The following is a 14,193-nucleotide window of genomic DNA, read 5'->3' on the forward strand; positions in this document are numbered from 1 at the left end:
CCTAGACCCTTAGCGTCGTCGGTTGCCGCCATCGCTGGCGGCGAGCAAGCTTTCAAGTGTCTCTGCGAGCGTCTGACGTTCGGCCGGCGCGAGGAAACTCCCCACCTCCACCTGCCGGCCGCTGGATGCCAGCCGGACCCTCTCATCGTCGGTGAGCAGGCGCACCCAGTGGGGATGGGCCCGGAACACCGGCGATCCACCGGGTACGGGGATGACCTCCACGTACGCCGGCACTACCCGGATCTCCTCCTGCCGTTCACCGCTGCGCCACAAGGCACGCAGCGCGGCCGCCAGCACCAGGCTGTACAGCAGCGCGAACAGGGGGGCGAATGCATTGCCGGCCCACCACCCGAGGGCGGACACCAGCCACATCGCACCCGACAACACGGTGAACAACAGGACGAACTGCCGGGCATCGAGCGCCCGTGGGGGACGCAGCCGCAGCTGCGTACCTGACCCATCCGGAGCTGGAAGCACCTCGATCATGTCGCAACCGCGTTCCTGCCGCGGGAAACGCCTCGATGGTAGCCCCGCCCTCTCGCCGGTAGCAAGGGTGCATTCACACATTTTCCGATGCTGCAACACAGCATGAGGTCGGCGGTACGAATGACGAATTCGGCATAAACTCCCACGCACTTGCTGAACACGCTGAATCCACCGCAGCTATTGGCTATCAGCGCTTCACGAAGGTGGCTGCTGGGCACTTCCGCAACCCGCAAAAATGATTAAAATCGCCAAGTTTTCCACTGGCCGGACCGGCATGAACGCACCTTCCTCCTCCCCTGCAGCCCACGACGCCCCGCGTCCCGGCGCGTTGCTGTCGCCGGAACTGCCGGCGCCCCCCAACCCGTTCCGCCAGGCCATCACCGACGCCTGGTTGAAGGACGAGGCCACCCACGTGCGCGAGCTGCTGGCGCAGGCCCGCCTGCCCGCCGACGAGCAGGCCCGAGTGCAGGCACTGGCGGCCGACCTGGTCGGCCGCGTGCGCGTGCGCGCCAAGGACCAGGGCGCGATCGAAGCCTTCATGCGCCAATACGACCTGGGCAGCGAGGAAGGCGTGCTGCTGATGTGCGTGGCCGAGGCACTGCTGCGTATTCCGGACCAGGACACCGCCGACAAGCTGATCCGCGACAAGCTGGCCGATGCCGACTGGGAAAAGCACCTGGGCGGCAGCGACTCGGTGCTGGTCAATGCCTCCACCTGGGGCCTGATGCTGACCGGCAAGCTGGTGCAGATGAACGACGCCACCCGCGCCGATGCGCCCAGCGCGTTCAAGCGCCTGGTCGGCCGCGTCGGTGAGCCGGTGGTGCGCCTGGCCGTGCGCCAGGCGATGAAGATCATGGGCCACCAGTTCGTCATGGGCCGCACCATCAGCGAAGCGCTGGCGCGCTCGCACAAGGGCGACAACGCCAGCTACCGCTACTCCTTCGACATGCTCGGCGAAGGTGCGCTGACCATGAAGGACGCGCTGCGCTACCTGGAAGACTACCGTCGTGCGATCCACGCCATCGGCGGCGATCACAAGGCACGCGGCGGCCGTCCGGATGGCGACGTCAACAATGCCCCGGGCATCTCGATCAAGCTGTCGGCGCTGTACCCGCGCTACGAGCACGCCAAGCGCGAGCGCGTGCTGAAGGACCTGGTACCGGGCGTGCTGGAACTGGCACAGTTGGCCAAGAGCTACGGCATCGGCTGCACTGTCGACGCCGAAGAGTCCGACCGCCTGGAACTGTCGCTGGACATCATCGAGCAGGTGTTCTCTGACGCGTCGCTGTCCGGCTGGGATGGCTTCGGCGTGGTCGTGCAGGCCTACCAGAAGCGCACCCCGTACACGATCGACCACCTGGCCGACATGGCGCGCCGCGCCGGTCGCCGCCTGCAGGTGCGCCTGGTCAAGGGCGCGTACTGGGACGCCGAGATCAAGCGCGCGCAGATCGAAGGCTACCCGGGCTACCCGGTGTTCACCCGCAAGCAGAACACCGACGTGTCCTACCTGGCCTGCGCCAAGCGGCTGTTCACCCATGCCGACGCGATCTACCCGATGTTCGCCACGCACAACGCGCACACCATCGCGGCCGTGCGCAGCATCGCCAACGGCGGCGTGTACGAGCACCAGAAGCTGCACGGCATGGGCGACGACCTGTACGCCGAAGTGGTGCCGGCTGACCGCCTGGGCCTGCCCTGCCGCGTGTATGCACCGGTCGGTTCGCATGAAGACCTGCTGCCGTACCTGGTGCGCCGCCTGCTGGAAAACGGCGCCAACTCCAGCTTCGTCAACCGCATCACCGACGAACGCGTACCGATCGCCGACCTGATCCGCGATCCGGTCGAGATGGTCGCCTCGTTCGCTTCGATTCCGCATCCCAAGATCCCGCTGCCGGTTGACCTGCTGCGCAGCCAGAACCACGACAGGAAGAACTCCATGGGCGCCAACCTCGCCAACGACAACGAACTGCGCGCCCTGGCCGAGCAGATCAACGCGGCTGTGAAGCCCTGGCAGGCCGCCCCGCTGGTGCCGGGTGCCAACCCGACCGGCGCCGCGCTGCCGGTGACCAACCCGGCCGACACCCGTGAAGTGGTTGGCCAGTGGCTGGCCGCAGACGCCGCCACCGTGCAGAAGGCCCTGGCCAACGCCGTAGCCGCGCAGCCGGCCTGGAACCGCACCCCGGCCGCCAGCCGCGCCGCCATCCTCGAGCACGCCGCCGACCAGCTGGAAGCACGCATGCCGGAATTCATGGCGCTGTGCGTGAAGGAAGCCGGCAAGAGCCTGCCCGACAGCATCGCCGAAGTGCGCGAAGCGGTGGACTTCCTGCGCTACTACGCCAAGCAGGCGCGCGAGCAGTTCAGCCACGCCGAGAAGCTGCCGAGCCCGACCGGTGAGTCCAACGAGCTGCAGCTGCACGGCCGCGGCGTGTTCGTCTGCATCAGCCCGTGGAACTTCCCGCTGGCGATCTTCCTGGGCCAGGTCGCTGCCGCCCTGGCCGCCGGCAACAGCGTGATCGCCAAGCCGGCCGAGCAGACCAACCTGATCGGCTACTACGCGGTGAAGCTGCTGCACGACGCCGGCGTGCCGGCCGAGGCGGTGCAGTTCCTGCCGGGCGACGGTGCTACCGTCGGTGCCGCGCTGACCGCCGACCCGCGCGTGGCCGGCGTGGCCTTCACCGGCTCCACCGACACCGCCCGTGCGATCAACCGCGCGATGGCGGCGCGTGACGCCGCCATCGGTGTGCTGATTGCCGAGACCGGCGGCCAGAACGCCTTCATCGCCGATTCGTCGGCGCTGCCGGAACAGCTGGTCAAGGACGCGATCGGTTCGGCCTTCACCTCCGCCGGCCAGCGCTGCTCGGCCGCGCGCGTGCTGTTCGTGCAGGACGACATCGCCGACAAGGTGATGACCATGCTGGCCGGTGCGATGAAGGAACTGAAGGTCGGCAACCCCGGCCTGCTGTCCACCGACGTCGGCCCGGTGATCGACGCAGATGCGCTGAAGATCCTGCAGGACCACGCTGAGCGCATGGATCGCGAAGCGCGCCTGATCGCCGCCGCCGAGCTGTCGGCCGAGGCCGCCAACGGCACCTTCTTCGCACCGCGCGCGTACGAACTGAAGGACCTGGGCCAGCTGCAGAAGGAAGTGTTCGGCCCGGTGCTGCACGTGATCCGCTGGAAGGGCGACCAGCTCGACGCGGTGATCGACCAGATCAACGCCACCGGCTACGGCCTGACCCTGGGCGTGCATTCGCGCATCGACGAGACCGTCGACCGCATCAGCAACGGCGTCCATGTCGGCAACGTCTACGTCAACCGCAACCAGATCGGTGCGGTGGTCGGCGTGCAGCCGTTCGGCGGCCAGGGCCTGTCCGGCACCGGCCCGAAGGCCGGCGGCCCGCACTACCTGTTGCGCTTCGCCACCGAAAAGACGGTGACGGTGAACACCACCGCCGCCGGCGGCAACGCCTCGCTGCTGACCCTGGGCGACTGATCGCCCGGTTGATGCAGTGAACGAAAAACCCCGCGAAAGCGGGGTTTTTTATGCCTTGCTTCCTGTAGAGCCGGGCCCACGCTCGGCTTTCCTCGCACAGCCGAGCGTGGGCTCGCTCTACAGAGGCTGGGCCACACTGAACCGATTGTCCGCCCGCTTCGCCAGCTCGCCGTGCACGCGCGCGATGCGCGCTTCCAGCCCCCCCCTCCAGCAGCACGTAGTCGACTCCCCGCGCCTCCAGCTCGCGCACGTACCACGCATGCTGCTGCGCCCGGAAGGCTTCGCCCATCCGCGTGCCGTCCTGGTCGAACGGGATATCCGGCGCACACAGGAACAGCAGGTCATACGGTCGCAATGCAGCCTGCCGCAGTGCCTCCGGCGCCGTACCAGACATCCAGCCGCTGTAGCCCAGCGTCACCAGCGGCGTGGTATCGCAGAACAACCAGCGATGCGCATGCCGTGCGGTCTCGTCTTCGTGCTGCGGCTGTGCCATTGCGATGCGAAGCAGATCATCTGGCGTCAGCTCTCCGCCCTGCTGCTCCCATAGCGTGCGGCCATACTCCGGCACCCAGGCGGTCTGCAGTCGCTCGGCCATCACGCGCGCCAGCGTGGTCTTTCCGCTGGACTCGCCACCAATGAACGCCACGCGCTGCACATAGCCGGCATAGACCTGCGGTGCGAGGCCATGACGGTGCGCATGCGGATCGGCGCGCAGCTGGGTGCCACACGCCTGCCCGACGTCCAGTGCGCGTTCGAGCCGCTCATGGCGTACCGGCGCGCCGAAGTGCGTGGCCAGCGCCTGCGCGAAGCCGTCGCCGTAGTCCTCGCCGGTGTAGACCGCCTGCACCGGCCCGCCGAACAGGCTCAGGCACAGCCAGGCGGTGAACTCGCGCTGCACGTGCTCGTTGTCGCTGTCCTGCGGCAGCGTGCGCACGGGCAAACCGTGCTGCGTGCACAATGCCGCCAGGCGAGCGTCATCAAGCACCGCCACCGTCGCCTGCGGGAAGCGCGCTCGCAGCCAGCGCTCGCGACGCTCGGCGCTGTAGCCTGGGAAACCCGGCTGCGACCAGCCGATCACCAGCAGCTGCCGGCAGCGCGTGGCGGCGAAGTCGATCAGGCGTTCGTGGCCGAGGTGCAGCGGGCAGAACTTGCCCACCACCAACCCCCGCGCAACGCGCTCAGGCGGCGGCATCGGCTGCCTTGGCCTCCGTCCGCATCAGATGGCGCCAATGGCGCAGGGCGACCAGCGCGTTTATCCAGAAACCGATGTAGAGGATCGAGGTCAGGTGCAGGCCACGGCTGTAGTACAGCGGCACCGCCACGGTGTTCACCAGCAGCCACACCCACCACGATTCCAGCTTGCGTCGCATCATCAGGATCTGCGCGATCACGCTCAATACCAGCACCGCCGAATCGATGTAGGGCGCATAGGCGTTGGTCAGTCGGGCCAGCATCCAGCCGTAGCCGAAGGTGGCCACTACCGCCAGCGGCGCCAGCCAGGCCCAGGCACGTGGGCGCAGCGCAGTGATCGGCAGCGGCGCGCCATGGTCACCACGCAGCCACTGCCACCAGCCCAGCACGCTGATGGCGATGAAGAAGAACTGCAGCACCATGTCCGCATACAGGTGCGATCGTTCGAACACGGCAGCAAACAATGCACAGCCGACGATGCCCAGCCACCAGGTGTGCACGTTGTTGCGGCCGGCCAGCAGGATTGAGCCGGCGACGGCGATGTTGGCAGCCAACTCCAGCTGGAAGTTCGGGTCGGACAGGTTCATGGCGCTATTGTCGTTGATCCGCGCGCCATGCGTGGCTCGCTCCTACGCACTGGGGTCAGAGCCCTTTCCTTCGGAAAGGGATCCGACCCCGCCACGCCGCAGTAGATCCATGCCATGCATGGATGGCCGCCCCCACAAAAAGAAAGCCCCGCTTGCGCGGGGCTCCCTCGTGCTGCTTCAGGCCAGGGCCCGAATCAGAACTTGTACTGCATCGAAGCCGCCAGCACGTCGCCGCTGACCTTGTACTTGCCGGTCACGGTGTTGCCGGTGACCGAGGTCGAGTTGACGTTCGGATCCTTGGTGAACAGGTGGGTGTAGCCCACGCTGTATTCCATCTTGTCCGAAGCGGCGTAGGTCAGGCCCAGCGACAGCCACTTGCGGGTGGTGTCCGGCACGCGCACGTCACGGTGGGCGTCGGTGGTCGGGGTCTGGTCATAGGCCAGGCCGCCACGCAGGGTCAGCTTGTCGTTCACGCGGAAATCGGTACCGATCGACGCGAAGGTGGTGTCGCGGTAGTGGAACGGCAGCACGCTGTCCGGCTGGTTGGAGTCATAGTCGACGGTGACCTGGTCGAACTTGCTCCACGCGGTGCGCGTGACTTCGGCCATGATCTGCCACTGGTCGTTCACGCGGTGGGTGAAGCCCACGGTGGCGCTGGCCGGCAGGGTGATGGTCGCACGACCGTTGCTGTCGATGAAGGTACCCGGGGCCGCAGTCAGCAGGAACTGCCTGGCGGCCGGCGTCATGGTGAATTCGGCCTTGCCGTCGGTGATCTTGTGCTCGACTTTCGAGCGGTAGCTGAAGGCGATGTTGGTGCCTTCCACCGGGGTGACGGTCATGCCCAGGGTGTAGCCCACGGACACTTCATCGCCCTTGATGCGCAGGTAGCCATCGGCGGTACCCGGCGAGAAGCCGAGCTGGGCCGCCTGACGGCCGGCGGCCTGGGCGGCAGCGGCGGCCTGGGCCGGGGTGCGGCCAGCGGCCAGCGCAGCGGCAGCAGCACGCTGCTGGGCGCTGGCATTGATCGCGCTGCCACCGTCAACGGCGCTGGTCAGGTCGACGTTCAGGCGCTCGGCGAACACCGAGGCACCGAACGACAGGTACGGGTTGACGTCGTAGGAGAACGCCACGCCCAGGTCGATCGCCTGCAGCTCGGTCTTGACGCCGTTGTAGCGGCCGACCCAGTCACGGTCGTATTCGGTCTTGAAGCCGAACGGCACGGTCAGCGATGCGCCGAAGTGCATGTTCTCCTTCTCGCCGAACGGCAGGTGGAAGTAGGCGGCCGGAACCGGGGCGATCATGCCGGCATCGCCGCCGTTGCCACCGGAAATCGGAGCGCCGTTGGCGTACTTGCCCTGGCCACGGAACTTGGCGCCGAAGCTGATGGCGCTGACGTCGCCCTGGATCAGGGTGCCGTCGAGCAGGCGCATGGAGGCCGGGTTGGTGGCGATGACCGAGGCGTCACCTTCGGTCGAGGTGGAGCCGGCGAACGCGCGGCCCAGGCCCTTGGCGCTGTTTTCCTTCAGCTGGAAGGCGGCAGCATTGGCATCGGCGGCGGCCAGCGCACCGGCAACGCCGACGGCCAGCAGGGTCAGTCGGGCAATGGTGGAAGCGGTTTGCATCGTAGTTCTCTCTCTCCGGTAAGCGGTGATGGTGCTCTGAGTGCGCCTGCGCCCGGCAGGCCCAGAGGCCCGTCGAAGCGCGCCGGATTCCCCTCCCGACATACGACGCCGTATGCGAGTATTACCCAGAGCCGTTAATGAAACAATAACGACGCAGGCGGTTTTTCCGTCTCAAAAGCTGAACAGGACAATCCCCGTCGCAAGCGCCCGCACGCTAGGCTAGTGGCATGTTCGTCTCCCTCCCGTCCCGCAAGAAGGCGGCCCTGCGCTGGGCCACGCCCGTGCTGTTTGCGGCACTGTGGCTGGCGTTCCTGTGGTCGATCTCGCGTCCGGACGATGCCCGCGGCAGTCTCTGGCTGGACTGGGGCGCCCTGTCCACCGGCCTGACCCACCCGCTCGACTGGTGGGCGACGCTGCAGGACGGCAGCGTGCTGCGCCTGTTCACCGCCCTGTTCCTGCACGCGGACTGGTCGCATCTGCTGGGCAACCTGGTGTTCCTGCTGATCTTCGGCCTGCCCGCCGAGCGGGTGCTGGGCCCGTGGCGCCTGCTGCTGCTGTTCCTGGTCGGCGGCGCGGTGTCCAACCTGGTGGCCATCTACACCATGGGCAGCCCGGACCAGATCATCATCGGTGCCAGTGGCGCGGTCTCGGCACTGATCGGTGCCTACCTGGCCCTGTTCCCGGGGGCGCGGCTGGGCGTGGTGATCCCGCTTGGCCTGTTCCTGGAATTCGTGCGTGCCCCGGCCTACCTGCTGATCGGGGTGTGGGCAGCGCTGCAGGTGGTGTTCGCCCATATCGGCCCGAGCTTCGGCATGGTGGCCTGGTGGGCCCACATCGGCGGCTTCGTGTTCGGCCTGGTGTACGGGGTCTACGTGCGCGCGGCGATCGCCCGCCGGCTGCGCAAGCGCCACGGCTTCTGAGGCCCAGGTAGTGCCGGCCGCTGGCCGGCATTTGGTTTCTTCTTCCGCCCTTGAGCCGACGCCGGGTATGGCCCGGCGCTACCTCACGGCTTTGCTGGGGCCGGTGCGGGCTTTGCTTCCGGCTGTGCTTCCGGCTTAGGTTCGACCTTCGCTTCCGGCTTCGCCGCAGCGGCCTTCGCTGCCTTGGCCGCATCCGCCTTCGCCGCTTCGGCCTTCAAGCGTGCAGCCACCGAACCCGGGTTCTTCAGCTCGGCCAGCGCCTCATTGATCGGCCCATCGCCCGGCAGCACCGCACCGGCGTGGTAGCCCTCGGTGCCTTCGTCGTCGCCACGCAAATGGCCCGGCAGGGTCGCTTCGCTGTAATCGCTCAGGCTGGCCGGCAGCGCCTCGTCTTCCGGGCGCGCCGCAGGCTTCAGTTCGACCTCCGGCACGATGCCAGTGGCCTGGATCGACTTGCCACTCGGCGTGTAATAACGCGCGGTGGTCAGCTTCACCGAATCGCCGTTGTCCAGCGGCAGCACGGTCTGCACCGAGCCTTTGCCGAAGGTGCGGCTGCCGACCACGCGCGCGCGCTTGTTGTCGCGCAGCGCCCCAGCCAGCACTTCCGAGGCGCTGGCCGAGCCCGCATCGACCAGCACCACCACCGGTGCGCCCTTCAGCAGGTCGCCCGGCGTCGCATCGAACCGTGCATCACTGATGCTGATGCGGCCGCGGGTGCTGACGATGTTGCCCTTGTCGAGCAGGTCGTCGGCCACCTGCACCGCGGCAGTCAGCAGCCCACCCGGGTTGCTGCGCAGATCCAGCACCAGGCCCTTGAGCTGGCCACCGGACTGCTTCTGCAGCTGCTGCAGGTGCTTCTGGAAGTCCGACCCGGTGTCGGCCTGGAAGGTGCTCAGGCGGATGTAGCCGTAGCCCGGCTCCAGCAGGCGGCTGCGCACGCTGGTCACGCGGATGGTCTGGCGGGTGAGGCTGACGTCGAACGGCTTCGGCTTGCCCGCGCGCACGATGGTCAGCACCACCTTGCTGCCGGCCGGGCCACGCAACGGTTCGCTCGCATCAATGGCGCTGATCGGCTTGCCGTCGATGGCGATGATCAGGTCACCGGCGAGGATGCCGGCCTTGGCCGCCGGCGTGTCGTCGATCGGCGAGATGACCTTCATGCTGGCGTTGTCGGGCTGCTGCTGCAACTCCACGCCGATGCCCTCGTAGGCGCCGTTGGCCTGCTCGTCGAAGGCCTGCGCGTCTTCCTTGTTGAAGTACGTGCTGTGCGGGTCGAGGTCGAGAAGCAGGCCGCGCACCGCCGACTGCATCAGCTTCTTGTCATCGACCGGGTCGACATAGGCCGCGCGCACCGCGTTGTACACCGCCACGAAGCGGCGGATGTCCTCCAGCGGCACCTTCGAGGTCACCGCCTCCTCGCTGTTCGCTGCCTGCCCGCTGGTTTCCTTGCTCGGGGCGGGCGCGGTCTGCTGCGCCCAGGACAGCGCCGGCAACAGGGCCAGCAAGAGGGTGGCGGTACGGGCTGCGCGCATGGATCACTCCTGTCGACGTTGGCATCGTGCCCAAGGCACATGCGTCGATTATGCGCGAAGCACAGCTAAATTCCCGTTGAATCCGTCCGCCACGCGACAGCGCCGGATTCAGCGCCGCTGCAGCCAGCTGTCCGGGTTGACCGGCTGCCCGCCCCGGCGCAATTCGAAGTACAGCGCGGTCACGCCCTGGCCACCGGAATTGCCGACCTTCGCCACCGCATCGCCGCGGCTGACCCGGGCACCCGCATCCTTCAGCAGGGTGTCGTTGTGCGCGTACAGGCTCATGTAGCCGTTGCCGTGATCGACGATCAGGATCATGCCGTAGCCGGTCATCCAGTCGGAGAACACCACGGTGCCGTCGGCCACGGCGGTGACGGTGCTGCCGGCGGGCGCGCCGATCAGCACACCGCTGCTGGTGCGGCCGTCGGGCAGCTTTCCGCCGTAGCGGGCCAACAGGTTGCCCGACAACGGCCAGCCCAGGCCACCCACCTTCGGCGCCGGCGCAGAAGCCACGGCAGGCGGGACCTTGGTGGGCGGCGGTGGCGGGCGGCCCTGCGCGGCGGCCTGGCGTGCGGCACGCTCGGCGGCGGCCTTTTCAGCGGCCGCCCGCCGTGCCGCGGCGCGGCGCTCGGCTTCGGCCCGTGCCGCAGCGGCACGCAGGTTGGCCAGCAGCGTTTCCAGTGCCTTGGCGTCCTGGCCCAGCGCCTGTTCCTTCTCGCGCTGGTCCTTGAAGCGCTCATCCAGCGAGGCGACGGTCCTGGCGCGATCGCGACGGTCGGCTTCCAGCGCCGCAGCCTGCTGCTTCTGGTCCTGCTGCGCACCCTGCAGCTTCTGCTTGCGCTCGGCGATCTGCGCCTGCAGCACTTCCAGCTCTTTCAGGTCGGCTGTCAGCGTGGTGATGCGCTGTGCCCGCTCGCGTTGCAGGTAGCGGTGGTAGGCCAGGGCACGATTGGCATCGGCCACCGTGTCCTGCGACAGCAGCAGCTTCAGCGGTGCGTGGTTGCCCAGCTGATATGCCGCGCGCAACAGCCCGGCCAGTTCGCGGTGCTGCTGGGCCAGGTTGCCCTGCAGCGTGCTGCGGCGCTGCTCGGCTTCGGCAAGGGCGCGGCCCTGCTCGCGCAGCGCGGCTTCCGTCTGCGCAAGGGCACGGCCGGTGCGGGCTACCTTCTCGTCGGCCTCGCGCAGTTGTTGCGATGCCTGCCCGCGCTGGCCCTCGATCTGCCGTCGCTCCTGCGCCACGCCCTTCAATTCGGTTCGCAGTTTCTGCAGCTTGCGCTCGGTCTCGCGGGTGGTCTGAGCGGCGCCCGGCAACGGCAGCGCCAAGGCGATGGCCAGCCCCAACAGCAGGCAGCGCCCGCCGCGGATGGCGGCGATGTGATGTCGGCGTGATGGGAAGGCGTTGTCGCGCAAGGGCTTTCCAGTGACTTCAGGCAGTTGCAGGGGGTACCGGGGAATGGTGACATCTCCGCACGCGGCCTGCCAGCCGCACATCCATCGAGGTCCCATGAAAACTCTTTCCATTCCGCTGTTGTTGGGCGTCCTGCTCGTTGCCGGCCCCGCCGGTGCCCAGGACAACATCAGCAAGGTCAACGGCAGCATCAGCGCCGAGCCTGGCCAGCGCTACGGCAAGCTGGATACCGTCAACGGCGGTATCCGGGTTGGTGAAGGCGTCGAGACCGGCAGCATCGACACCGTCAACGGCGGGGTCAAGGTGGCCGACCGTGCACGTACCGGCAAGATTGAAACGGTCAACGGCGGCGTACGCCTGGGCCGCGAGGTGATTGCACACGGCAGCGTCAGCACCGTCAACGGCAGCATCTTCACCGATCGCGGCAGCCAGATCGAAGGCGGCGTCGAAACCGTGAACGGTGGCATCGGCCTGGTCGAAAGCCGCGTCGGCAAGGACGTGGAGACCGTCAACGGCGATATCACCGTCGGCATCGGTTCCCAGGTCAACGGCGGTGTGCACGTGCGCAAGCCGAACTTCAGCGTCTCGCTCACCGCCAGCCGCAAGCCGCGCGTGATCGTCGGCCCGAATGCCGTGGTCAACGGCCCCCTGCAGTTCGAACGCGAGGTGGTGCTTTATGTGCATCGCACCGCGCGCATCGGTCCGGTCACCGGCGCTGAGCCGATCCCGTTCGACACCGAAACCGCTCCGGCGGACTGAGCGCACCGCGCCTTCGGGTTCGGTGATACTCGCTGACACCGGCCGTGCACGACGTGCGGCCGCCCTTTGTTTTCCAGGAATCGACGATGCCCCGCAAACTCCTTCTGTGCCTGGCCGCCGCGGCCGCGCTCAGTGCCTGCAAAGGCGAAGACACGCCGGCCACCGCACCGGCGTCAGCCACCGACACCGCTGCCGCGAAGCCGGCGGCTCATCAGTTCTCCCCGGAGATCAACGCCGGCGACTTCGCCGAGATGGTCAAGACCCTGGCCTCGGATGAATTCGAAGGCCGCGCGCCGGGCAGCAAGGGCGAGGAACTGACGGTCAACTACATCCGCGACCAGATGCAGCGCATCGGCCTGCAGCCGGGCAACGGCGACAGCTGGTTCCAGGACGTGCCGATGACCGAGACCACGGCCGACGCATCGACCGTGCTGAAGATCACCCAGGGTGGCAAAACCACCGAGCTGAAGTTCGGTACCGACATGGTGGTCGGCACCCGTACCGGCCAGGCTGAGGTGAAAGTCGATGCCAGCGACCTGGTGTTCGTCGGCTATGGCGTTGATGCGCCGGAGCAGAAGTGGAACGACTATGCCGGCCAGGACTGGAAGGGCAAGACGGTCGTGATGTTCGTCAACGATCCGGGCTTCCATGTTGACGACGCGAAGCTGTTCGACGGCAAGCGCATGACCTACTACGGCCGCTGGACCTACAAGTTCGAAGAGGCCGCGCGCAAGGGCGCCGCCGCGGCGCTGATCGTGCACGACACCGCCGGTGCCTCCTATGGCTGGGACGTGGTGAAGAACTCCTGGGCCGGCCCGCAGTACGACCTGCCGGCCAAGGATGACCCGGAAGCCCGCATCCCGGTGCAGGGCTGGCTGAGCGCCGACGCCGCCAAGGCGCTGTTTGCCGGTGCCGGCCTGGACCTGGCGCAGGCTTACAAGGATGCGAGCAAGCGCGGCTTCAAGCCGGTGCCGCTGAAGGCCACCGCCACGGTCGACCTGAAGAGCCAGATCGCGCAGAAGCAGTCGCGCAACGTGGTGGGCGTGCTGCCAGGCAGCAAGCGTGCCGACGAGGCCGTGCTGTACATGGCGCACTGGGACCACCTGGGCAAGCACGAGGGTGAAACCGGCGACAACATCTACAACGGTGCGGTCGACAACGCGACCGGCGTGGCCGGCATCCTTGAGGTGGCCGAAGCCATGGCCCACCAGGATCCGAAGCCGGAGCGCTCGGTGGTGTTCCTGGCGGTGACCCTGGAAGAGTCCGGCCTGCTGGGTTCGAAGTACTACGTCTCCCACCCGACCTTCCCGCTGGACAAGATCGCCGGCGTGATCAACATCGACGCGATGTCGGTGGCCGGCCGTGCCAAGGACGTGACCGTCACCGGCTTCGGCAGCTCGGAACTGGAGGACATCCTCAAGCCGCTGGCTGCGGCCCAGGACCGCACGCTGCATGGTGAGACCTCGGTGCAGAGCGGCTTCTACTTCCGTTCGGACCACTTCAACTTCGCCAAGGCCGGCGTGCCGGCCCTGTACGCCGATGGTGGCGAGGATCTGCGAGAGGGTGGCGTGGACGCCGGCCGCAAGGCCGCAGCGGAGTACGGCGCCAACCGCTACCACGGTCCGAAGGACGAGTTCGACGCGTCCACCTGGAAGCTGGACGGGACTGTCGAGGACCTGCAGCTGATGTACGGCGTCGGCAAGGAACTGGCCGGTGGTGATCGCTGGCCGAACTGGTACGAAGGCAACCCGTTCAAGGCGGCCCGCGACGCGATGATGAAGGACAAGGCTTCGGCAAAGTAAAGCCGGGCCATGATCGACTGAACATCGTTGAGAGCAGAGCGGCGCCCCACGGGGCGCCGCTTTTCTTTTGCGTACCGTCGGCGGCTCATCCACGGTTGGTGTGGATCTGCCGGTAGTGCCGGCCGCTGGCCGGCAATCGATTGGTAGCGGCCAACCTTGGTTGGCGCCATGCTTCCTCGCGGAGCACCCACGCATGGCGTGGATCTAGCGGGCAATGCAACGCCATCGGGTTGCCGGCCAGCGGCCGGCACGACCCGCATTTACTGCGCACAAAGAAAAACCCCGCTGCGTGAGCAGCGGGGTTTTGGGTGTAAACCCTGGCGATGACCTACTCTCGCATGGCTTGAGCCACACTACCATCGGCGCAGCTGCGTTTCACTTCCGAGTTCGGGA

The 14,193-nt window shown here is 67.5% G+C and carries 9 protein-coding genes, 1 rRNA gene and 1 pseudogene; 4 read left to right on the top strand and 7 right to left on the bottom strand.

Annotation, left to right across the window (positions count from 1 at the left end; genetic code table 11):
- Positions 1 to 9: 9 nt before the first annotated feature.
- A complete protein-coding gene (locus AC5P68_RS04575) occupies positions 10 to 486 on the bottom strand; it encodes a DUF2244 domain-containing protein (RefSeq protein WP_021202927.1) in 477 nt (158 codons plus the stop codon).
- A 274-nt stretch (positions 487 to 760) separates the two neighbouring features.
- Between AC5P68_RS04575 and putA the strand changes: the two genes are divergently transcribed.
- Positions 761 to 3,979, top strand: a complete 3,219-nt coding sequence (gene putA / locus AC5P68_RS04580; protein ID WP_164133488.1) for a bifunctional proline dehydrogenase/L-glutamate gamma-semialdehyde dehydrogenase PutA — start codon at positions 761 to 763, stop codon at positions 3,977 to 3,979.
- Positions 3,980 to 4,244: 265 nt separating this feature from the next.
- Here the strand turns inward: putA and AC5P68_RS04585 are convergent.
- The 3 genes and pseudogenes from AC5P68_RS04585 to AC5P68_RS04595 all read right to left on the bottom strand — a co-directional run.
- Positions 4,245 to 5,171, bottom strand: a pseudogene (locus AC5P68_RS04585) (AAA family ATPase); the annotation flags it as partial.
- Entirely contained in the window at positions 5,158 to 5,757 is a 600-nt protein-coding gene (gene pnuC / locus AC5P68_RS04590; protein ID WP_414498063.1) for a nicotinamide riboside transporter PnuC, read from the bottom strand. The gene pnuC and the pseudogene AC5P68_RS04585, both read right to left, overlap by 14 nt.
- A gap of 194 nt (positions 5,758 to 5,951) precedes the next feature.
- Positions 5,952 to 7,379 carry an outer membrane protein transport protein gene (locus AC5P68_RS04595; RefSeq protein WP_164133490.1) on the bottom strand — a complete coding sequence of 476 codons (1,428 nt, stop codon included), beginning with the start codon at positions 7,377 to 7,379 and terminating at the stop codon, positions 5,952 to 5,954.
- Positions 7,380 to 7,606: 227 nt separating this feature from the next.
- Between AC5P68_RS04595 and AC5P68_RS04600 the strand changes: the two genes are divergently transcribed.
- Positions 7,607 to 8,299, top strand: coding sequence for a rhomboid family intramembrane serine protease (locus AC5P68_RS04600; protein WP_005407784.1), 693 nt, complete (start codon positions 7,607 to 7,609; stop codon positions 8,297 to 8,299).
- An 83-nt stretch (positions 8,300 to 8,382) separates the two neighbouring features.
- Here AC5P68_RS04600 and AC5P68_RS04605 read toward each other — a convergent pair whose 3' ends face one another.
- Complete coding sequence (locus tag AC5P68_RS04605; protein ID WP_414498062.1) at positions 8,383 to 9,831, bottom strand: S41 family peptidase; 1,449 nt, start codon at positions 9,829 to 9,831, stop codon at positions 8,383 to 8,385.
- 108 nt (positions 9,832 to 9,939) lie between these two features.
- Positions 9,940 to 11,241: a murein hydrolase activator EnvC family protein gene (locus tag AC5P68_RS04610; protein ID WP_288416317.1), complete on the bottom strand. Its 1,302-nt coding sequence runs from the start codon at positions 11,239 to 11,241 to the stop codon at positions 9,940 to 9,942.
- A gap of 94 nt (positions 11,242 to 11,335) precedes the next feature.
- On the opposite strand from AC5P68_RS04610, the gene AC5P68_RS04615 reads away from it, so the two are divergent.
- Entirely contained in the window at positions 11,336 to 11,998 is a 663-nt protein-coding gene (locus AC5P68_RS04615) for a DUF4097 family beta strand repeat-containing protein (protein ID WP_005407780.1), read from the top strand.
- 86 nt (positions 11,999 to 12,084) lie between these two features.
- Positions 12,085 to 13,800 carry a M28 family metallopeptidase gene (locus AC5P68_RS04620; protein WP_288416321.1) on the top strand — a complete coding sequence of 572 codons (1,716 nt, stop codon included), beginning with the start codon at positions 12,085 to 12,087 and terminating at the stop codon, positions 13,798 to 13,800.
- A 315-nt stretch (positions 13,801 to 14,115) separates the two neighbouring features.
- Here the strand turns inward: AC5P68_RS04620 and rrf are convergent.
- Positions 14,116 to 14,193: ribosomal RNA gene (gene rrf, locus AC5P68_RS04625) — 5S ribosomal RNA — on the bottom strand; the annotation flags it as partial.

The sequence above is a fragment of the Stenotrophomonas sp. YJH_SMC_58 genome (assembly GCF_059369635.1).

Bases quoted from the DNA above. Each gene is read 5' to 3' on its own strand.
- AC5P68_RS04575 (WP_021202927.1), bottom strand. From the start codon at position 486: ATGATCGAGGTGCTTCCAGCTCCGGATGGGTCAGGTACGCAGCTGCGG.
- putA (WP_164133488.1), top strand. From the start codon at position 761: ATGAACGCACCTTCCTCCTCCCCTGCAGCCCACGACGCCCCGCGTCCC.
- pnuC (WP_414498063.1), bottom strand. From the start codon at position 5,757: ATGAACCTGTCCGACCCGAACTTCCAGCTGGAGTTGGCTGCCAACATC.
- AC5P68_RS04595 (WP_164133490.1), bottom strand. From the start codon at position 7,379: ATGCAAACCGCTTCCACCATTGCCCGACTGACCCTGCTGGCCGTCGGC.
- AC5P68_RS04600 (WP_005407784.1), top strand. From the start codon at position 7,607: ATGTTCGTCTCCCTCCCGTCCCGCAAGAAGGCGGCCCTGCGCTGGGCC.
- AC5P68_RS04605 (WP_414498062.1), bottom strand. From the start codon at position 9,831: ATGCGCGCAGCCCGTACCGCCACCCTCTTGCTGGCCCTGTTGCCGGCG.
- AC5P68_RS04615 (WP_005407780.1), top strand. From the start codon at position 11,336: ATGAAAACTCTTTCCATTCCGCTGTTGTTGGGCGTCCTGCTCGTTGCC.
- AC5P68_RS04620 (WP_288416321.1), top strand. From the start codon at position 12,085: ATGCCCCGCAAACTCCTTCTGTGCCTGGCCGCCGCGGCCGCGCTCAGT.